The sequence below is a fragment of the Streptomyces sp. NPDC060209 genome (assembly GCF_042728155.1).
GTDB lineage: Bacteria > Actinomycetota > Actinomycetes > Streptomycetales > Streptomycetaceae > Streptomyces.
Map to the genome: position 1 here is coordinate 1 of NZ_JBHWZS010000026.1, position 18158 is coordinate 18158.

The 18158-nt window shown below is 67.5% G+C and carries 19 protein-coding genes and 3 pseudogenes; 12 read left to right on the top strand and 10 right to left on the bottom strand.

All coding sequences use genetic code 11. From position 1 onward, the window contains the following. The 3 genes from ACFWFI_RS07870 to ACFWFI_RS07880 all read left to right on the top strand — a co-directional run. Positions 1-361: DUF2975 domain-containing protein (locus ACFWFI_RS07870; protein ID WP_387386889.1), on the top strand; the 361-nt coding region annotated here is incomplete at its 5' end. Beyond that, positions 361-582 carry a helix-turn-helix domain-containing protein gene (locus ACFWFI_RS07875; protein ID WP_387386891.1) on the top strand — a complete coding sequence of 74 codons (222 nt, stop codon included), beginning with the start codon at positions 361-363 and terminating at the stop codon, positions 580-582. The genes ACFWFI_RS07870 and ACFWFI_RS07875, both read left to right, overlap by 1 nt. Before the next feature lie 579 nt (positions 583-1161). After that, entirely contained in the window at positions 1162-2676 is a 1515-nt protein-coding gene (locus ACFWFI_RS07880) for a multicopper oxidase family protein (RefSeq protein ID WP_387386893.1), read from the top strand. 75 nt (positions 2677-2751) lie between these two features. Here ACFWFI_RS07880 and ACFWFI_RS07885 read toward each other — a convergent pair. The 3 genes and pseudogenes from ACFWFI_RS07885 to ACFWFI_RS07895 form a co-directional block, all read right to left on the bottom strand. Continuing rightward, a pseudogene (locus ACFWFI_RS07885) lies at positions 2752-3000 on the bottom strand (helix-turn-helix domain-containing protein); the annotation flags it as partial. Between the two features lie 356 nt (positions 3001-3356). After that, positions 3357-4277, bottom strand: coding sequence for a transglutaminase-like domain-containing protein (locus ACFWFI_RS07890; protein ID WP_387386896.1), 921 nt, complete (start codon positions 4275-4277; stop codon positions 3357-3359). A 136-nt stretch (positions 4278-4413) separates the two neighbouring features. Further along, positions 4414-5346: an oxidoreductase gene (locus ACFWFI_RS07895; protein WP_387386993.1), complete on the bottom strand. Its 933-nt coding sequence runs from the start codon at positions 5344-5346 to the stop codon at positions 4414-4416. A gap of 80 nt (positions 5347-5426) precedes the next feature. Between ACFWFI_RS07895 and ACFWFI_RS07900 the strand changes: the two genes are divergently transcribed. From ACFWFI_RS07900 to ACFWFI_RS07915, 4 genes and pseudogenes are all read left to right on the top strand, one after another. Beyond that, positions 5427-6032, top strand: coding sequence for a TetR family transcriptional regulator (locus ACFWFI_RS07900; RefSeq protein WP_387386899.1), 606 nt, complete (start codon positions 5427-5429; stop codon positions 6030-6032). Positions 6033-6311: 279 nt separating this feature from the next. Then, positions 6312-6818, top strand: coding sequence for a DinB family protein (locus ACFWFI_RS07905; protein WP_387386901.1), 507 nt, complete (start codon positions 6312-6314; stop codon positions 6816-6818). 107 nt (positions 6819-6925) lie between these two features. Further along, positions 6926-7692, top strand: a pseudogene (locus tag ACFWFI_RS07910) (transposase). A gap of 203 nt (positions 7693-7895) precedes the next feature. Next, on the top strand, positions 7896-8246 hold the full coding sequence (locus tag ACFWFI_RS07915) for a hypothetical protein (RefSeq protein ID WP_387386903.1): 351 nt from the start codon (positions 7896-7898) through the stop codon (positions 8244-8246). Positions 8247-8561: 315 nt separating this feature from the next. Here the strand turns inward: ACFWFI_RS07915 and ACFWFI_RS07920 are convergent, their stop codons facing one another. Next, a complete protein-coding gene (locus ACFWFI_RS07920) occupies positions 8562-9086 on the bottom strand; it encodes a MarR family winged helix-turn-helix transcriptional regulator (RefSeq protein ID WP_387386905.1) in 525 nt (174 codons plus the stop codon). A 116-nt stretch (positions 9087-9202) separates the two neighbouring features. Between ACFWFI_RS07920 and ACFWFI_RS07925 the strand changes: the two genes are divergently transcribed. Both ACFWFI_RS07925 and ACFWFI_RS07930 read left to right on the top strand, forming a co-directional pair. Beyond that, positions 9203-10693: an MFS transporter gene (locus ACFWFI_RS07925; protein ID WP_387386907.1), complete on the top strand. Its 1491-nt coding sequence runs from the start codon at positions 9203-9205 to the stop codon at positions 10691-10693. Positions 10694-10750: 57 nt separating this feature from the next. Next, entirely contained in the window at positions 10751-10933 is a 183-nt protein-coding gene (locus ACFWFI_RS07930) for a hypothetical protein (protein ID WP_387386910.1), read from the top strand. Between the two features lie 482 nt (positions 10934-11415). Here the strand turns inward: ACFWFI_RS07930 and ACFWFI_RS07935 are convergent, their stop codons facing one another. From ACFWFI_RS07935 to ACFWFI_RS07950, 4 genes are all read right to left on the bottom strand, one after another. After that, positions 11416-12084, bottom strand: a complete 669-nt coding sequence (locus ACFWFI_RS07935) for a hypothetical protein (RefSeq protein WP_387386913.1) — start codon at positions 12082-12084, stop codon at positions 11416-11418. 238 nt (positions 12085-12322) lie between these two features. Then, a complete protein-coding gene (locus ACFWFI_RS07940; RefSeq protein WP_387386915.1) occupies positions 12323-12895 on the bottom strand; it encodes a YceI family protein in 573 nt (190 codons plus the stop codon). A gap of 98 nt (positions 12896-12993) precedes the next feature. Further along, positions 12994-13365: a hypothetical protein gene (locus ACFWFI_RS07945; RefSeq protein ID WP_387386917.1), complete on the bottom strand. Its 372-nt coding sequence runs from the start codon at positions 13363-13365 to the stop codon at positions 12994-12996. A gap of 159 nt (positions 13366-13524) precedes the next feature. Continuing rightward, on the bottom strand, positions 13525-13884 hold the full coding sequence (locus tag ACFWFI_RS07950) for a UBP-type zinc finger domain-containing protein (RefSeq protein ID WP_387386920.1): 360 nt from the start codon (positions 13882-13884) through the stop codon (positions 13525-13527). Between the two features lie 350 nt (positions 13885-14234). Here ACFWFI_RS07950 and ACFWFI_RS07955 point away from each other — a divergent pair. After that, positions 14235-14615 (top strand): annotated as a pseudogene (locus ACFWFI_RS07955) (SpoIIE family protein phosphatase); the annotation flags it as partial. Here ACFWFI_RS07955 and ACFWFI_RS07960 read toward each other — a convergent pair. Then, the gene (locus ACFWFI_RS07960) at positions 14598-15092 is read right to left on the bottom strand and encodes an Lrp/AsnC family transcriptional regulator (protein ID WP_387386922.1); all 495 of its coding nucleotides are present in this window, start codon (positions 15090-15092) and stop codon (positions 14598-14600) included. The pseudogene ACFWFI_RS07955 and the gene ACFWFI_RS07960 overlap by 18 nt on opposite strands. 73 nt (positions 15093-15165) lie before the next feature. Between ACFWFI_RS07960 and ACFWFI_RS07965 the strand changes: the two genes are divergently transcribed. Next, positions 15166-16176 carry a DMT family transporter gene (locus ACFWFI_RS07965; RefSeq protein ID WP_387386925.1) on the top strand — a complete coding sequence of 337 codons (1011 nt, stop codon included), beginning with the start codon at positions 15166-15168 and terminating at the stop codon, positions 16174-16176. Between the two features lie 168 nt (positions 16177-16344). Continuing rightward, positions 16345-17106, top strand: coding sequence for a class I SAM-dependent methyltransferase (locus tag ACFWFI_RS07970; protein WP_387386928.1), 762 nt, complete (start codon positions 16345-16347; stop codon positions 17104-17106). 104 nt (positions 17107-17210) lie between these two features. Here the strand turns inward: ACFWFI_RS07970 and ACFWFI_RS07975 are convergent, their stop codons facing one another. Continuing rightward, a complete protein-coding gene (locus ACFWFI_RS07975) occupies positions 17211-18140 on the bottom strand; it encodes a helix-turn-helix transcriptional regulator (protein WP_387386931.1) in 930 nt (309 codons plus the stop codon). Between the last annotated feature and the right edge of the window lie 18 nt (positions 18141-18158).

The window sequence follows — 18158 nt, forward strand, 5'->3', positions numbered from 1 at the left end:
GACCCCGCTGCGCGTGATCACGATCCTGGGCATCGCGTCGGCCCAGGTCGCCCTGGTCTGCGTATGGCGGCTGGTGACGATGGTGCGACGCGGAACCGTGTTCTCCCACGCCGCCTTCCGGTACGTGGACGTCATGATCGGCGCGATCGTGGCGGCTGCTCTCGTGTGGTTCGCGGTCACGGTCCTCAATGCGCCCGGCCAGCGGGACGACCCGGGCGTCACCGTCATCATGGGCGGGGTTGGCGTGGCCATCCTGGGGGTCGCTCTCATCGTGCTCGTGCTGCGGATACTGCTCGCCCAGGCCGTCGCGCGCGACGTCGAAGCGGCGCAGATGCAGGCCGAGTTGGACGAGGTGATCTGATGCCGATCGCCGTCGACATCGACGTGATGCTGGCCAGGCGGAAGATGTCCGTGGGCGAGCTCGCGGACCGCGTAGGGATCACGCCCGCCAACCTGGCGGTACTCAAGAACGGCCGCGCCAAGGCGGTGCGCTTTGCGACGCTCGCCGCGCTCTGCGAGGTGCTCAAGTGTCAGCCGGGCGACCTGCTGCGTTGGGAGGACGAGGACGCCGCGGACGGATGACGTGCCGGGGGACGGGCGTGAAGCGCAGGCACCACCGGGCGTGACACGGCACGTGGGCCGCATGGACATGGATCGCCGAACACCCGAAGCACCGCCCGCCCCCGCTGAGTAGATTCAGTTGACCCTGCACCTCGCCGTCCTGGCCGACAAACGCGCCCTGCGAACGTGCGATCACCTATCCGCACCTGTCGGCCGCCCGCGGATCCGTCAGGAGATCCGCCACGACGTCCGCGACGCTTCCACGCCTTCGGATGCACACCCATCTGCTGAGACGCCCGAAGTCATTTCGATACGACTTCCAAGGCGGCCGCCACCGCGAGACCTGCCGGAAGTCCTTCGGGGTTGACTCCGGAGCCGGCACCGGGTGCGGTGCCCTGTCAGGTGCCGGGGCGGCGAGGAAGCTCACGCAGTCTGAACCACCTCAACCGAACCACAGATATCGAAAGTTACTCCGTCGCCACCAAGCACGGCACTCAGTGATGCATACGGGAAATCCCCGAGGAACCGTAGGAGTTGCTTGGGGGGCTGCTGGGGGCCATCCCCGATGTCGGGCGCGAGCGCCCGCCGGAGGCTGGAGTCATGTCTCGCCTCAAGCCCGTCCTCATCACTCTCACGGCGATTGCTGTCCTCATCGGCCTCGCGCTCGGCGGCGGCGCCCTGTGGTTGTACTCCGACGCGAAGGTATCCACCGTCGGTTCAACCGACTTCAGCAACGAGCTGGCGGTGCCGCCGCTGGCGAAATCGACGGTGAAGAGCGACGGGACCCGGGTCTTCGAACTGACCATGCGGGCCGGGGAGAAGGAGTTCAGGACCGGGCAGAAGACGCCGACCTGGGGCTTCAACGGGGATCACCTGGGGCCGACGCTGCGCGCCAAGCGCGGCGAGAAGGTCCAGGTGAAGATCAAGAACGCGCTGGGAGAGGAGTCCACCGTGCACTGGCACGGGATGCACCTGCCCGCGGAGATGGACGGTGGTCCGCACCAGATGGTCGCCCCCGGCGCGACCTGGGCCCCACGGTGGACCGTGAATCAGCCGGCCGCGACCCTCTGGTATCACCCGCATCCGCACGGCAAGACGGAGAAGCATGTGCAGCGGGGGCTGGCCGGGATGTTCCTCCTTCACGACGAGAAGTCCGACCGTCTCGCACTGCCCAGGAAGTACGGAGTCGACGATCTGCCGGTCATCGTCCAGGACGTAAAGTTCGACGGGGCGAAGTTTGACCACGGACACAAAATGCTGTCGGACACCGGGTTCCTCGGGAACCGGACGATGGCCAACGGCACCCTCGATCCGTACAAAGAGGTCGGCGACGAGCTCGTACGGTTGCGGCTGCTCAATGCCTCGACCGCGCGCATATACGACTTCGGCTTCTCCGACGACCGGGAGTTCGCGCTCGTCGGGACGGACGGCGGGCTGCTGGAGAAGACGACCCGGATGCGCCGGATCCGGATGTCGCCGGGTGAGCGGGCCGAGATCGTGGTGCGGATGAAGCCGGGCGAGAAGGCCACTCTGCGTAGCTTTCCGAACGACTCCTACGGGGACTCCTGGTCAAAGCGTTTCGCGGGCGGCGACGACTCCTTCGACGTGCTGGAGCTGCGGGCGAAGAAGACCCTGCGTGCCTCTCCCGAACTGCCCGCCGAGCTGGGCGAGCTGGAGGTTCCGGACGGGGCGGACTCGGTACGCGGACGGTTCTTCGGGCTGCGGACCTCCGGCATCAACGGCAGGACGATGCAGATGGGCCGGATCGACGAGACGATCACCCGCGGCACCGCGGAGACCTGGACCGTGCGCAACGAGCACAGCACGCCGCACAACTTCCACATCCACGATGTGCAGTTCCGGGTGCTGGAGGTGGACGGCAAGGAGCCGCCGGCCGAGCTGCGCGGCGCGAAAGACACGGTCTTCGTCCCGGGGAACACAACGGTGAAGCTGGCGATGCGCTTCGACGGGCCGGCGGACCCGGACACTCCGTACATGTACCACTGCCATCTGCTGTACCACGAGGACCTGGGGATGATGGGGCAGTTCGTGGTCGTCGAGAAGGGTGAGAAGGCGAGCAAGGTGCGTACACCGCACGCACACGCGGGGCACTAAGAGGCCGGCTCCGTAAGTCCTTCGGGGTTGATCATGCTGCCGGGGCGGCGGAGGATTCTTCGTGGTGATCGGCGGTGTGCCGCAGGCCAGGGCCTTGGCCTGGGCGGTCTGCAGCGGTGTGAACGCGGGCGGGCGACCCGAGCACTTGCGATCGGCCAGCCCGGCCAGGCCCTGCTCGGCGAACCGGCCCCGCCAGCAGCGGACGATGTCCAGGTGCAGGCCCGTCTCGCGGGCGATGCGCGCATTGGAGTCTCCGCGCGCCGCATGCAGCACCACCTGCGCGCGCATCCGCAGCCGGTGCTCGGCCTTGTGGCCGTAGGCCATCCTCTTCAGGCGTTCACGCTCGGCGGCGGTCGGGGCTATCGGCGATGCGCCTGCGCTACGGCGGAACTGCCAGCAGGTGGGGCTTCGCCCCCTACTACTAGGCCGGCAGCGACCGCTACGAAGACTCCCTACTGCCCACCGGCGGCTTCGCCGGCAGCCCCGAAGACGCCCTCGACTGCGCCTGCCAGCTCCGCCTCACCGCCCCCGGCATCTGAGCAGGACACTGCGCAAGGCACCGGCTCCGGAGCCAATCCCGAAAGACTTCCGGAGCCGACCACTTGGTCCCAGCGTTCGGTCGTCCAGGCCATCCAGCGGGTGGGCAATCGTTCGGAAGTACATCACCGCCACCTGCGGCATTATCGGAGTGTGACTTCGCGCGGACCGTTGAACGGCGCCAACGACAGCACCGCCTTCGGCGTCCGCAATTCCTCGCGCTCCGCGAACAGTTTCCGTGCAGCAACGAAGGGAACGTCGTCGCGCACCACCAGCGAGGCCTGGTCGTACAGCTCACGGATCGCGTCCGTCATCTCCCTGTTGCCGCCCGTTCCCGTCCCCCAGGTGTCCCACAGCAGCGTCTCCACCTTGTTCAGCGCCGCAAGGTCGATCCGGATGTCGTGCGCCACGAACCACTCCCCGAACATCGGCCCCTCTTCCGGGGAGTGGAGCCCGAAGGTCTTCGGGTCCGCCTCGCCAGTTCGGATGGCCTGCCACGCCTTGCCCGCGACCAGAAAGCGGTCCCGCGGCACGTCCATCGGGTCGAAGTCCACCTTGAACGTGTCGCTGACCAACGGGTCGGCCAGCTGCGGATCGGCGAGCAGCCAGCCCCGCTCCTTGTCCCAGTACTCTGTGACCACATGGTCACCGTGGAATCCGTCCGAGCTGAAGTAGTCGGCGAAGCCGGACCGCAGGCGCGCGGGTATGCCCGCCTGGCGCAGGAACGAGCAATGCAGCAGCGCAAGGTCGCGGCAGACTCCGACGAAGCGGTCACCGACCGCGCGCCGCTGCGTCAGCGGGGCGTCATTCCGCTCGACGATGATCCCCAGGATGGCGTCGAGGTAACGCGTCTCGGCGTCGTTGTGCAGGCGATCCTGCGGGATGACATGGCAGAACAAGTTGCCTTCCAAGCGATGAACCATCAGATCGCGCGCTGTCCGTGCGAGTTGACTCGGATCATCAGGCAGGTCGGCATAGAGCGGGGCGAGACTGCCGGGGGCGGAGAAAGCGCTCTGCGCGGCATAAAAAGCGGCGACGTCCGGCGCGAGGTAAACGGATGGCATGGCTGGGCCCCCAGGAGGCATACGCCGCATGTTCGATTACTGGGCTGTGCACCTCACCGTGTCAAAATCTTCCCGCAATTGTCCAGATGCCTTGCGTTGCGACTGAGACCAGGGAACGTCGCCCACACCAGGCAACTCAACCGGTTCGGAACGTGAACCGCGCATCGGTCAGTTGCTCCGACAGCTCCCACAGGCGGCGGCCGGTCTCAACGTCGGTTGCTGCGGGGGCCGGCTGTACCCGTGTCGGTCCGCCGCGCAGTTCGGCCAGGCCGTCCGGCCCGATGAACTGACCGCCCTCCACGCTCGGGTCCGTGGCGGCGAACAGCTGCGGCAGCGCTCCCTGATCCGGAGCCTGTGCGAGCGGGGTGAGAATGCGGCCGAACAAGAGCTTCACCATGCCGACTGGCGCGCTGGTCTGAAGGTTGGTGGCGGTATAGCCGGGATGGGCAAGCACGCTGCGTACCGGGCTGCCGGCTTGGGTCAGGCGTCGTTGCAGTTCCTGTCCGAAGACGGCGTTGGCGAGCTTCGACTGGTTGTAGAAGGCCATGGGCGAGTACGCGCGCCGGCCGTTGATGTCGTCGAAGAAGAGGCGCCCCTGACGGTGGTTGGTCGAACTCACCGTGACGACGCGGGGATCGATACCGTCCTCGAGCAGGTCGAGCAGCAATCCGGTGAGCTCGAAATGGCCGAGGTGGTTGCAGGCGAACTGCAACTCGTGGCCCTGGGCACTCAGCGTTCGAGGCGGTGCCATCACACCGGCGTTGTTGACCAGCACGTCCAGCCGCGCATGGTCGGCGTGCACCTGTTGGGCGAAGGCGCGGACCGAGTTGAGATCGGCCAGGTCGAGTCGGCGCACCTCAAGACTGGCACCTGGCTGCTCGGCTGTGATCTCTGCGACCGCCCGGTGCCCCTTGTCCTCGTCGCGTACCGCGAGGATGACGTGCCCGCCCCGGCGGGCGAGCGCCCTGGTGGTCGCCAGGCCGAGGCCGCTGTTGGCTCCGGTGACGGCGAACACCCGCTTGGTCTGGTCCGGGATCTGCGCGGCGGTCCAGCGCTGCTTCCGTGTCATGCGGCACACGCCGCCCCCAATGGCACTTAGTGTCAAGGAGGTACCGAGTGCCATATGCGGCATGGAGTTACCATGGTTCGGTGAGCAGCCGCCCCGAAGTCACCCTGGCCCAGCGCAAACGTCAGCTCGTCTCTGACGAACTGACCGAAGCGGCACTGCAGTTGCTAGCCCTGAAGGGGTTCGACGCGGTGACCGTCGACGAGATCGTGAGCACCGCCGGTGTGTCCAAGCGGACCTTCTTCCGGTACTTCGCGTCCAAGGAGGACGTGGTGGTCCAGTTCCTGACAGAGATGGGCACCGGCATCCGCGCGGAGCTGGCGGCACGCCCCGCCGAGGAGCGGCCCTCCGTGGCACTGAAGGCCGCGGTCTCTGTCCCCATCTCCGCCTGCGTCGACCACTCCGACAGAGCGCTGCGCGTTGTTCAGCTGATTCTGCGTACGCCCGCGCTGCACGCGCGTTTCCTGGAGCGCCAGGCGCAGTGGCACAACGACCTGACGGCGGAGCTGGCACGTCGCCCGGGACTCGCCCAGGATACCGATCTGTACCCGCAGTTGGCCGCAGGGATGGCGCTGACCGCCTTCAATACCGTGCTGCAAAGGTGGAGCGACGGCGCCGGCGCCGAGGACCCCGCCGAACTGATCGACCGGACCTTCGCGCTGCTCTCCCCGGCCCTGGACGCCAACTGACGGCGTCGGAATTCGGTGCGCAGGCCACTCGATGCCTGTCTGCCTCATTGCGGGCGAGGCGTCGGTCCATGGGTGTGGTGAGCTCCCAGTCCGGGTGAGCTTCTGAATGTCGTGGGAGGCGTTCGTAGTCGCGGACGTTGCGCCGGAATTTCATGATCCAGCTAAGGGTTGTCCCGCAATCAATCGCCGGCCTCAGGGGTGTTGGGGCAAGTGGGCGTCGGTGTCCACTCTTCGGACCGGGGGTGGCCTGCGAAGACGCATCCTTGCCATGATCGCCCGGTGACCCATGACCAGCGCATACACCCCTCGAAGGTGGCCGACGACCGTGCGTCGCTCATCTCGTTCCTCGACTACCAGCGGGCGACCCTGGCCCTGAAGTGCTCTGGTCTGGACAGCGAGCAGTTGAAGCGGAAGGTGTTGCCGACCTCGGGGCTCACGCTCCTGGGCCTGGTGCGGCACGCGGCTTCGGTTGAGCGGAGCTGGTTTCGCTTCATCGTGAACGCCGAGGACGTTAAGACGCCTTGGCCCGGCGAGGTCGATGGCACGTTCGCTGAGTTCCGCGTCGAGGACGCCGATGTCGGCGAGGCGTTCGGGCTCTGGCGCGAGGAGTGCGCCCGTGCCCGTGCCGTCGCGGCGTCCTTCAGCTCCCTTGACGACACAGTCGTTTTCCGAGGCGAGACTATCTCGCTGCGCTACGTCCTCACCCACATGATCGAGGAGTACGCGCGTCACAATGGCCACGCCGACCTGCTGCGCGAAGCGATCGACGGGGTGGTCGGCGAGTAGAAGGCCGAGCGCCTCGGATCGGCCGACACCCCCGTGTCAACCCGCCGGGTCCCTGACGAAGGAGCATCACAGGCGCTACGGGGCGAGCACCGCGAGATGATCACGCCATGGCTGCTGTGATCACTGCGTCGGAACTGGCATGGATAGCACCGTTCACCGGACTGAACCCGCGTTGCTTCGGCAAGTTGGTCAACGCGCTGCGTCGTGAGGGAGCAGATCCTGTGCGGCGGGGCGACCATGGAGCCTGCCCCTAGAGGACCGTGTGCTGCTGGTCGCGGCGTATTGGCGCACAAACTTGACGCTGCGCCGGCTCGCCCCGCTGTTCGGCGTCTCGGAGTCGGCCGCGGACCGGATAATTGACCAACTCGGTCCGCTCCTTGCGCTCCGGCCCAAGCTGAGATTCCGCAAGGACGCTGTGCTGATCGTGGACGGCACCCCGGTGCCCACCCGCGACCACACGGTCGCCGAGCAGTCAAAGAACTACCGGTACTCCACCAACCACCAGGTGGTCATCGACGCAGACAGTCGCAGGGTCGTTGTGGTCGGCCGACCGCTTGCCGGCAACCGAGCCGACTGCAAGGCATGGGAAGAATCCGGGGCCAAGGCCGCCGTTGGCAGCACCATGACGATCGCCGACGGCGGCTACCCGGGCACCGGCCTGGTGATGCCCCACCGGCGCCGCAAAGGCATGCAACTTCCCGCCTGGAAGCAGGCGCACAACAAGTCCCACAAGCAAGTCCGTGCTCGCGTTGAGCACGTCTTCGCCCGCATGAAGGGCTGGAAGATTTTGCGCGACTGCCGCCTCAAGGGCGACGGCGTACATCACGCCATGCTCGGCATCGCTCGCCTGCACAACCTCGCCCTTGCCGGATAGACGACCGGGCCATACAGCCCACCGGTCTCCCCACGCCCACTCGGAGATCATTTGCGGGACAACCCTTAGGGCGCGTCCCGCCTTCCAGCGGCGGGGCAGGATGACCAAATTTTTGCCTTACAAATGGCCTCCTTTAGCCGGCACCGGGGCCGATCCCGAGTGCTAGGGCCTGTCCGGCGCATCAGCGCGAGTAGGTTGGCTGCATGTCTTCCGTACTTGTTGTTGGTTATGACCCGCAGGCAATACCGGGCGTCGACGCGGAGGGTCTTCGTGTGGCTCTGGACAAGGAGCTGGCCCGGTTCGCGGAGCACGACATCGAAGCGGCCATGACCCTGATCGCGTTCGGCACGTCGGCCGAGCCCACGCTCGTCGCGTCGCTGGCCGAGCGTGCCTGGGACGTGGTGGTGGTCGGTGCCGGAATCCGCAAGACGGAGCAGCTGCTTCCGTTCTTCGAGCAGATCGTGAACCTGATTCACCGTCATGCGCCCCAGGCTTCCATCGCGTTCAACACCAGTGGTGGGGACAGCGTCGAGACGGCACAACGCTGGCTCTAGGGTTTGTCAGGGTGGATCACCTGTAGAGCCAGGACGACCCGCCATCTCGACGTCGCCGTCGCCCACCTGCGGGGCCTGCCGCCCGAGGCGCGGGAGCACGACGTCCTGGACGAGGACGTGGTCCGCCTCTCCCCCAAGCACGCCAACCTCAACTTTCTGGGCCCCACACCTTTGCCGCCTGCCCGCCGCGCGAGGGCCTGCGACCTCTGCGGGACCCGGCCGCCGTCCACCTCGACCAGGACGACGAGGGCACCGAGGAGTGAACGCGGATCACCACTCCTGGGCTCGCAAAAAGGCAGTTCACCACCACGCCGACTACTGAGGCCCGTCACCAAGAGTGTCGGGGGAACGTGGTGTCACCGTGATCCGCTCCGCGAGGTGGGCGTCCATGGTGGAGTTCAGCTCGGCCATGAACGACTCGAACCGTGCCAGGAGGTCCGGCGGGTAGTGCGACATCGCAGCGTCGAGGCGGCGAGCGAGCGGGCCGAAGAACTCGTCCGCCCGTTCCTGGATGTGCGCGCCGCTGCGCAGGGAGACGATGCGCCGGTCGGAGTGTTCGCGGGTGCGGGTGATGTGCCCCGCCGCTTCGAGACGGTTCAGGAGCGCGGTGGTGGCGCCCGTGGACAGGGAGATGCGCTCGCTCAGCCGCGCCGGTGACAGCAGCGTGCCGCGCTCTTCTGCAGCGGCGATCTCCAGTACCGCGGTCGCGTCGGTGGAGTGCAGGCCCAGCCAGGCGGCGAATCGTCGGCTGAGCTCGGCGTAGTGGCCGCCGTAGATCCTCAGCCCTTCCATCAGTCGCTCACGCTGCGCCGCAACGCCGTCGCTCATCGCTTCGTCCATGGAGGCCCGCCACCTTTCTCTCCTGCCGCACGGTCCGCGTCGGCGGCCCGCTTTGACAACCTACCGTCACGACTTTACCTTCATGATGGAATTACTTCACCATGGAGGTAGTGAGCATGCGTGACCCGTCCCCCACCACCGACGAGACCACCGAGCCCCACCGATGGCGGTGGCTGATCCTCGTCGTGATGATCGTCGCGGAGATCATGGATCTCCTGGACGCGTCGATCGTCAACGTCGCCGGACCGGCACTGGAGGAGTCCCTCGGCGCCAGTTCCGTCGGCCTGCAGTGGGTGATCGGCGGCTACGCCCTCACCCTGGGAGCCGGGCTCGTGCTCGGCGGCCGGCTCGGCGACCGCTACGGGCGCCGCCGCATGTTCCTGCTCGGCCTGACCGCCTTCACCGCCACCTCGCTGCTCTGCGCGGTCGCGCCGAACATCGAGTCACTGATCGCCTTCAGGCTGCTGCAGGGCACCGCTGGGGCGATGCTCCTGCCCCAGGGCCTTGGCCTGCTGCGCGAGACCTTTTCCGGGCCCGAACTCACCAAGGTCTTCGCGATCTTCGGCCCCGTCCTCGGCCTGGGCGGCATCATCGGCCCGGTCCTCGGCGGCTTCCTCATCGAGGGCGACTTCTTCGGCCTGGGCTGGCGGTCAGTGTTCCTGGTCAACCTGCCCATCGGCATCGCGGCACTGATCGTCGCCGCGAAGTTCGTACCCAAGAAGCCGGGCGACCGCACTGTGCGAGTCGACATGATCGGCGCGGCTCTGGTCGTGGTCTCCTGCGCCCTGCTGGTGCTGCCGCTCAACCAGGGGCAGGAAGACGGCTGGCCGCTTTGGACATGGCTATGCATGGCCGCCTCCGCAATCGGGTTCGCTCTGTTCGCCGTACAGCAGCGCCGCACGGCCGCGGCAGGCCATGAACCGCTGGTCACCCCCGGCCTGCTACGCAAACCCGCCTTCACCGTCGGGCTCGGCGGCATCGCCCTGTTCTTCGGCGGCCTGATCGGCACACAGCTCGTGCTCACCCTGTTCCTCCAGATCGGCCAGCACTTCACCGCCGGAGACGCGGGGCTCGGCAACCTGCCGCTCGCGGTCGGCACCGCGATCGGCGGAGCAGTCAGCGGCGCGTTCCTCGCCGACAAGATCGGCCGCAAGGTGCTGCAGATCGGCCCGCTGGTCCAGCTGGTCGGAGCGGCCGTGCTGTGGTTCGAACTGGACGGCCTCAACGCCGCCTCGTTCTCGATCTGGGACATCGCCCCGGGTATCGCGGTGGCGGGTATCGGAGCGGGCATGGTGATCGCCGCCCTGTTCAGCTTTATCCTCGCCGCGGTCGACGACAACGAGATCGGCTCCGCCTCCGGCGTACTGTCGGCCGTGCAGGCAGTCGGCGGCTCCATCGGCGTCGCGCTCTTCGGATCAGTGTTCTTCGCCCAGGCCAAGACCGGTGACTTCACGAGCGGCTTCCACCGCGCGCTGATCGTCCAGGCATGTCTGCTGGTGGCATTCCTCGCGATCACCTTCCTACTGCCCAAACAGGGACGCCCCGACGACGAACAGCACGGCATCGAAACCGAGGCCCCCACCGACGCCCAACACGCCGCCGTGTGACCCCCGGCCGGGAGCCGTCCGTACAGCGGCGGCAGCCCCCGGCCAGGCCACGCCCTCGTGCCGACACCGACACCGACACCGACACCGGCGCCGACAAGGAGAGAGCGGGGCTGCACGCTCACCGACCGCCTCACCGTCCTCCCGGACGACGGCACCGGTCGCATCCGTCCCTCGCTGGTACCCCTGTTCGGCCTGCTGGTGGCGATGGACAAGCCCAGGAGCGGGCTGGCCTGGCCGTAGATACGCCGCAGCCAGCCTGGAGACGCCTCGCAGCTACTGCGGTGGCTCGGCTCCACAAGATCCCGCTGGCCCACGACGCCTTCCACGAGCTCCGGCCCTGGCGGGCCGCCGCTCACCTGGAAGAGCGCCTGATGACGTGCGGAGTCCTGCCCGTTGCCGACAAGTACCTCTGTTTCACGCTCCCTCTCGATCCCCACAATGAAGGTCTCCCGGCGGACCGCGCTGAGCGAAGACGAGCGCCTTGAGGCCCTTGGCCGACTGCTGACCGACGCGGGTATACCGATGCGTCTGCGTGTCGCGGGAGTCATCGTGCTCCTCTACGCACAGCCCGTGAGCCGCAATCGTCCGGCTCACCATCGACGACGTGATCCGCGACGGCGCCACAGTGCTGCTACAGCTCGGAGAACCAGCCGCACCTGTCCCCGCGCCGGAATACGAAGGCCCACCGGCAGAGCCGTGCTGGTGGGCAGTCAGATTGGCTCTCAGCGGGCCTGCGGATAACCGATTTCGGAGATGTCTTGGGCCAGGTCCGCCAGGGTGACCTCTACGTTCAACGACGAAACGAGTTCCTGGTCCAGCGGCCGCAAGGCATACAGGTCACTCACCGCTTCCAGATCCACAGAGACCTCGTAATAGTCCTCGGCAAAGCGCTGGAACGCTTCGGGTGAGCGGTCGACCAGTAGTTGGAACAGACCCGTCGCCCCATCAGGATCGGCATGGTTCGAGGGGAAGTCGATCGCGCCGTGGTGCCACTGATCGTCTGTCGCCTCCCGCCACAAGCAGGCCGTCACGACGGGCACCCCGTCCTCGTCGGTGAACGTCGGCTCCTTGACGAAGGGCTTGAAGACATCGGGAACGTCATCGATCACTCCCGGCCAGGGCTCGCCATCGTGGCCATATGGGCTCATCTGCGATTCGTGGCCGAAGCCGCGGGCATAGACCCCGGCCGCCGAGAACACGATGGAGTACTCGTCTCCTGACCCGTTGCGCATCGAGGCCACCTCCTCGCCTTCTGCCCAAGTGGCGTCGAAGGAGTAGTACCGGCTCTCCCAGTCCGGGCTCAGGATCGCGTCGAGCATCGCAAGCGAGCGGCACAGGTCCCGCAGGTCAGCGATGGTGGGAAGTCGGCGGGCTACGTCATGGACAGTCACGGGCTAATCCAACCGGATCCTTCTGACATCAACCTCGCCCCCGCCAGACGTCACGATCAGTAGCAATTCCAGAACGGGACGTGCCAACACGCGACAGTTCAATACGAGAGCCCACCACTACTGGGGCCGTGAACGGTCACGCTTCGGTGACCCTGTCTGTGCAAAGGAGCTTGCAAGCCACACCCGGTGCTGTCGTTCGCGGCTCAGTCGTTTCCGGTCGCAGCCGAGTTGGTCGAGTTCATGCGGCCGTTTCACCAGGCTCGAGGACGGCCTCGACGTCGACCATGACATCGACCATGGGGCTGACGACCACTCCGCCGCGGTCGACGTTGTCATTCCAACTCACCCCGAAGTCCTTTCGATTGATACGCGTCGTGGCGGCAAAGCCGGCGCGTCGCCTGGGCCCGAGATCCCGCCCCTCCTCCCACCAAGGTGTGTCCCACTGCCCCAAGTAAGTGACGTCGAAGGTTACGGGGCGTGTCACGCCACGTACCGTGAGATCTCCGGTGACTTCGAACTCGGTTCCGCTCACCTGATGAATGCGCGACCCGACGAACGTCCACGTCGGGTGATGCTCGACGTCGAAGAAATCGCCACTGCGGAGGTGGACGTCGCGCTGGGGCTGACCCGTGTACACCTGGCTCGCGTCGACCGTCGCCTCGACGCGGGCCTTCTCCGGCTTGTCGGGATCGACCTCCAGCAACCCGTGCATGTTCTTGAGCTGCCCGCGCACGTAGCTGACCATCATGTGCCTGGCGCGGAATTCCGCAGCGGTATGACCGGGCTCGAAGAACCATTTGGTCGTAGCCATGTGCGCCCCTGACCGTATTGCCCCTTCAACCAAGATAGGTCCGATGGCGGGTCACGGAGCGTGTACGGCAGCGGTGGGGCCGGCGTGCTCGTGGTGCGTCACCGGTGTTCCTTCAAGCTCTCTGCGATGAGGGAGAGCCCGATGCCCAGCATCCAGACGTCCTTGGCCAGTACGATTCCCTGCTCAGTCGGCCGCAGGCTGCCTTCCTGTCGCATCCCCGGCGTACGTAGATAAAGCCCCAGGGTGCCCACGGAGAATGCCGTCAGCACAACCCCGGCGACAGCGGCAGGGATGACCGGCAGGAGCAGCGTGGTGGCCACGGCGACCTCTCCGGCAGAGAGCAGCCGGACGAACTTCTGGGTGTCGTGGGCGCCCAGAGACGGATAGGTAGTGGCGGCGAACTGCTGCAGCCTCGCGGCGGTTGCCTCGTCCGCACCGCGTTTCGAGAGCCCGGAGTTCAGGAAGAACACGCCGACTGTGAGTCTGAGCGGAAGTTGCCGCGCTGTGGAACGCCATGCCGAACCGGATGCCATGTCAAGCCTCCCAACATTGGTCCCATCTACCACCCTGCCAGCAGCCCGGAGCATGTCAAAAGGATCACCCGTTGGTCCCGGAGCGTCGCGGCCAGGTCAGTGCAGGTGAAGCTGCCAGTCCGTCGGAACTTTGTCCCGCGGCCCCGGGGTCGGCTGCGAAGTCGGGTGCGAGGTGGGCGCTGTCAGTGGCGGGCCCTGGTAGTACTGGTCGGTCTCAATGTTCCAGAACCAGGACTCGCCCGGCTCAAAGCTCACCAGGAAGGGGTGCCCGGCCTCCCGGGCATGCGCTGTGCTGTGCTGCGAGGGCGAGGAGTCACAACATCCGATGTGCCCGCACGCCGCGCAGCGCCGCAGGTGGAACCACCACCCCGGTCCATCGCCTGCCAGGCACTCCACGCACCCGTCCCCACTCGGCCGCACAGTGGGATCAATACCGGGAATCTGCTCGTGAGCCATACGCTGCGCCTCCCTGGCGAGGCTTCGCCCAGATGCCGTTCCGGACGGCGTCTCGGCGCTTGGAGCCGAAGCCGATGGGGGTAAAAGGTACTTTCCAGCGTAATCGGCGTGGATCGGGCTGTCGTCTCAGCGCGCTGATCGGTGGTGCAGCTGCGCTCGGTAGCCGAGGCAGCTCAGCGTGAGGGCCTCGACGCCATCAGCAGCGCCGCCGGGGTTCTGGGCGCCTTCCGAGCTCCGCCCCTCGAGGAGGCGCACCTGCCCGATCTGGTAGCCCGCCTGGAAACCAGTGTGGCTGCACATAAGATCGACTCCCGGCACGAGACCGAGGACGAAAACATCGCCGAGACTTCGTCACGGCGGCCTTGCTGGACATTCCCCATGCCTCTGCGGTGCTTCGCCTCGTCAGCTGCGGGCATCCGCCGCCCCTGCTTCTCCGCGCCGGCGATGTGCGTGCACTCGACGCCAAAGAACCAGCCCCGCCGCTCGGGATCGGCACCATGGCGCAAGGACGGCCCCGAGGCACTCCTGAAGTATCTGTGCGCAGACCTTCTGCACCATGCAGGCGGCAACCTCGGCGACGACGCAGCCATGGTCGCGATCGAACGGCTCCCGCGGACAACCGTTACGACTGCAAGGCGTGGGAGGAGTCCAGGGCCCAGTCCGCCACGCGGGGTGTGGTTCGCGGCACGGTGGCCCGAAGCAGAGCCGGCCTGTCAGCGGGCTCTGCGTGAGAAGCGGGGCCGATCGGGGCTTGCCGGCTCGATGCAGCGGGACTGGACGTGCTCATAGGCCATGGTGGTCTGTACGTCGGCGACTTCTCTGCGTTCGGTGAGGCGGTCGATGACGAAGGCGTACACGCCGTCGACGTCGGAGACGGCGATGTGCAGGAGGAAGTCGTGCGTTCCGGAGGTGACGAACAGGCCGATCACCTCCGGCAGGCGTGCGGCCCATTCCCGGAACCCCTCGATGACGGGGCGGGCCGGAGGCCGGATGCGCACCGAGATGAGTGCCTGGACGGGCCGGCCGGCCGCGTCGAGGTCCAGGGCGGCGTGGTAGCCGGTGATCACGCCGCGCTCGCGCAGCAGCCGTACTCGCTCGAGCGATGTGGAGGGGGAGACCCCGGTCTTGGCTGCGAGGTCGCGGTTGGTCTGCCGTGCATCGTTCTGCAGCTCCCGCAGAAGGGCCAGGTCCAGTGCATCAAGTTCCATGAAATCGACACTACGGCGTACGAAGTGCGGCCACTGACTGTCTTGCTTGAGGATTTGCTTAGTGTCGCTGGCTATGGATACACGAACGAACGGCCCGTTGCTCGGTGCGGGGCTGGTGCTTGGCGCGGCTGTGCTGTGGGGCACGGTCGGCCCCGCTCAGGTGCTGGCGTCCAGCCCCATGACGCCGACGGCCCTGGGGGGCTGGCGGCTGGTCGTGGGCGGGCTGATCCTGGGGATGTTCACCGTCCGCCGGAACACCGTGCGGGCCCTGACCACGGGCACGGTGGTGCGCCCCCTGTTGATCTGCGCAGTGGCTACGGGCGTCTTCCAGGCGGCCCTCCTGTCCTCGGTGGCGCGGACCGGGGCGGCCCTGGCCACGGTGGTCGCCCTGGGCGTCGCCCCCGCGGCGATCGGCCTGTGTGCCCGGTGGGTCACCGGGGAACGGATGACAGCCGTCTGGACGGCCGGCACCGCCGCGGCCGTCACCGGCTGCGCCCTGCTGCTGGCGCCGGGGAGCACGGGGGTGGACGCGCTGGGTCTGCTCCTGGCCGTGGCGGCCGGTATTTGCTACGGCCTGTACACCGTTTTCGCCAAGAAGCTGGCTGCTGTCGCTCCCGCTGCCCAGCTGCCCGGACTTGCCGCGCTCTCCCTGCTCGCAGGAGCCGTCCCCCTGGCACCCTGGATGGTCAACGGCGCCGCTCCCGTGCAGCAGGGCGCCACCCTCACCCTGATCGCCTGGCTGGGCGTGGCGACCACCGCCCTCGCCTACTGGTTGTTCACCACAGGCCTCACCCAGGTGCGCGCGACCACGGCCGGAACCCTCAGCCTCGCCGAGCCCCTGGCCGCTGCGCTGATCGGCGTGCTCCTGCTCCACGAGCACCTCTCGCCGGTGGCATGGGCCGGCGGCGCACTGATTCTCACCGGCATGATCACCATGTGTCTGCCGCCGCGGTTCTTCCCCCGCTCCGGACGGATGCCGCGGATTTCCCACGACAAGCGCATCACGTCCGCCGAAACCCTCGAACCTCTCGCACCCGGCGAACTAAGTTCAGAACCGGCGTCGCAGGTCCGCACGTCTGCCTAGCCCTTCCACCTACCTGGTAGACATCGAGTACTGCGCAGTCAGCATCGTCGGCCCGCGCAACCGGGTCGACAAGATCGTCGGCAAGCTTCCCCCCATGCCCTGAGCCAGGATCGTCCTCGATGCTAGGTTCCTTCAGGGAACCTGACCGGACCCTCGAGGGAGCCTGCCATGACCGCCGCCCCGCACATCGCCCTCGACTCCGCCTCGGCCATCGACGGCCGCCACATCCGGGCCATAACCCTTCAGTCCGTACGCATGGAGTACCTGCGGCGCACCCTCGGGGAACTGGGCATCGCGGCCGCCGGCAGCCAGGCGCTCGTCATCGGCAGCGGGCGCGGCCTTCTGGCCCGCAGCATCGCCCAGCTCGGCTTCCAAGTCGTCGCCGCCGACCCGTCCCCCGCCGCGACGGCCCTCGCCAGGGGCACGGACGATGTTCCTGGCGTCACGTACTTGACGACGCCCGCGGAGGAACTCGACCTGCCGGGCGACTCCTTCGACCTCGTGTACTGCGCCGACACCCTCGAAATCACCGAAAGACCGGACGAGGTCCTCGCACAAGCGGCGCGCGTGCTGCGCCCCGGCGGTGCCTTCGTCTACGACACGGTGAACCGCACCCCCGTGTCCCGCCTCATCTACCTCGGCGCCTTCCAAGCCTTCCCGGGTACACGAATCATGCCCCGCGGCCGTTACGTCGCACACCGGCTGCGCCGCCCGGCAGAGCTCGCCGAAGCCCTCGACCGGGCAGGCCTGACCGCGAAGGACGTCTCCGCGTTCAAGCCGCGCGACGCACGCAGTCTGGTGCGCGCCACGCGCGGGCGCAGACGTGGCACGCTGACCGACGATCAGCTGCCGGAGCTCGTCGACATGGTCCTCGAGCCGGAGGGCAACCCGATCGTCACGTATCTGGGGTATGCGCTCTACCGGGCGTGATCCACGGCGCACCCGTAGTTCTCACCCGGCCGAGACACAGTGGGTCTTGCACTCATGTGCGGGTGTGGCCGGTGCCCGGGTCGGCAGAGCCTCTTCCCCACGGGTCACCCCTCGTAGCGGGTGGCCAGGGTTCGTGCCGTTTCGGCGATGCGATCGCGGAGTTCGGCCGGTGCCATGACCTCGATGTCGGTGCCCAGCCTCAGGAACTCTCCGTGGGCGTGGTCGATCGACTCGATAGGCACCTGAACCTCCGTCCATCCGTCACCCATGGGGGTCACGCCGAGGCGGCGGGCGCCCTGCGGGGTAAGCCGCACCAGAGCCTCCCCGGTATGCAGTCGCGCTCGGAAATCGGTCAGATAGCGGTCCCAGTGCGCGGCCAGGTCGAACTCGTCCGGGATGGCGAACTCCTCTTCCAGCGGCCGGATTCTGAAGATCTGGTCGACCCGATAGGTGCGGATCCCGGACGGCCCGCCGGCAACCAGGTACCAGCGGCCGGCCTTGAGGACGAGCCCGTACGGCTCCACCCGTCGCTCGATCTCCTCCGGCGCCCGCCAGCGCCGGTACCGCAGTGCCACCCTCTGCCGCTCCCACATCGCCGCGGCGACCGCGGCCAGGTGAGGCGCATGGTCGGCGTCGCCGTACCAGCCGGGCGCATCGAGCAGGAACCGTTCCTGGATCCGCCCGGCGTGCTCGCGCAGCTCCGCCGGAAGGGCGGCCCGCAGCTTGAGCTGGGCGGTGGCGAGCGCCTCGCCGAAGCCGAGCTCGGCAGCGGCACCAGGGAGTGCAGCGAGGAACGCGGCCTGCGCCTCGTCCGTGGTCAGTCCGGTGAGCCGGGTCCGGTAGCCGTCGACCAGCCGGTAGCCGCCCGCATGACCGGCGTCGCCGTACAGCGGGATGCCTGCGGCGGCGAGCGCCTCGACGTCCCGGTAGACCGTGCGGACGGAAACCTCCAATTCCTCCGACAGTTGACGTGCCGTCAACCGACCCCGGTTCTGAAGCAGCAGAAGCAGGGTGACCAGTCGGCTCGCGCGCATGCCGCCCAGTATCCACTG

Bases quoted from the DNA above. Each gene is read 5' to 3' on its own strand.
- ACFWFI_RS07880 (WP_387386893.1), top strand. From the start codon at position 1,162: ATGTCTCGCCTCAAGCCCGTCCTCATCACTCTCACGGCGATTGCTGTC.
- ACFWFI_RS07950 (WP_387386920.1), bottom strand. From the start codon at position 13,884: ATGGCTCACGAGCAGATTCCCGGTATTGATCCCACTGTGCGGCCGAGT.
- ACFWFI_RS07920 (WP_387386905.1), bottom strand. From the start codon at position 9,086: ATGGACGAAGCGATGAGCGACGGCGTTGCGGCGCAGCGTGAGCGACTG.
- ACFWFI_RS07915 (WP_387386903.1), top strand. From the start codon at position 7,896: ATGTCTTCCGTACTTGTTGTTGGTTATGACCCGCAGGCAATACCGGGC.
- ACFWFI_RS07925 (WP_387386907.1), top strand. From the start codon at position 9,203: ATGCGTGACCCGTCCCCCACCACCGACGAGACCACCGAGCCCCACCGA.
- ACFWFI_RS07975 (WP_387386931.1), bottom strand. From the start codon at position 18,140: ATGCGCGCGAGCCGACTGGTCACCCTGCTTCTGCTGCTTCAGAACCGG.
- ACFWFI_RS07875 (WP_387386891.1), top strand. From the start codon at position 361: ATGCCGATCGCCGTCGACATCGACGTGATGCTGGCCAGGCGGAAGATG.
- ACFWFI_RS07970 (WP_387386928.1), top strand. From the start codon at position 16,345: ATGACCGCCGCCCCGCACATCGCCCTCGACTCCGCCTCGGCCATCGAC.
- ACFWFI_RS07895 (WP_387386993.1), bottom strand. From the start codon at position 5,346: ATGACACGGAAGCAGCGCTGGACCGCCGCGCAGATCCCGGACCAGACC.
- ACFWFI_RS07890 (WP_387386896.1), bottom strand. From the start codon at position 4,277: ATGCCATCCGTTTACCTCGCGCCGGACGTCGCCGCTTTTTATGCCGCG.
- ACFWFI_RS07940 (WP_387386915.1), bottom strand. From the start codon at position 12,895: ATGGCTACGACCAAATGGTTCTTCGAGCCCGGTCATACCGCTGCGGAA.
- ACFWFI_RS07965 (WP_387386925.1), top strand. From the start codon at position 15,166: ATGGATACACGAACGAACGGCCCGTTGCTCGGTGCGGGGCTGGTGCTT.
- ACFWFI_RS07960 (WP_387386922.1), bottom strand. From the start codon at position 15,092: ATGGAACTTGATGCACTGGACCTGGCCCTTCTGCGGGAGCTGCAGAAC.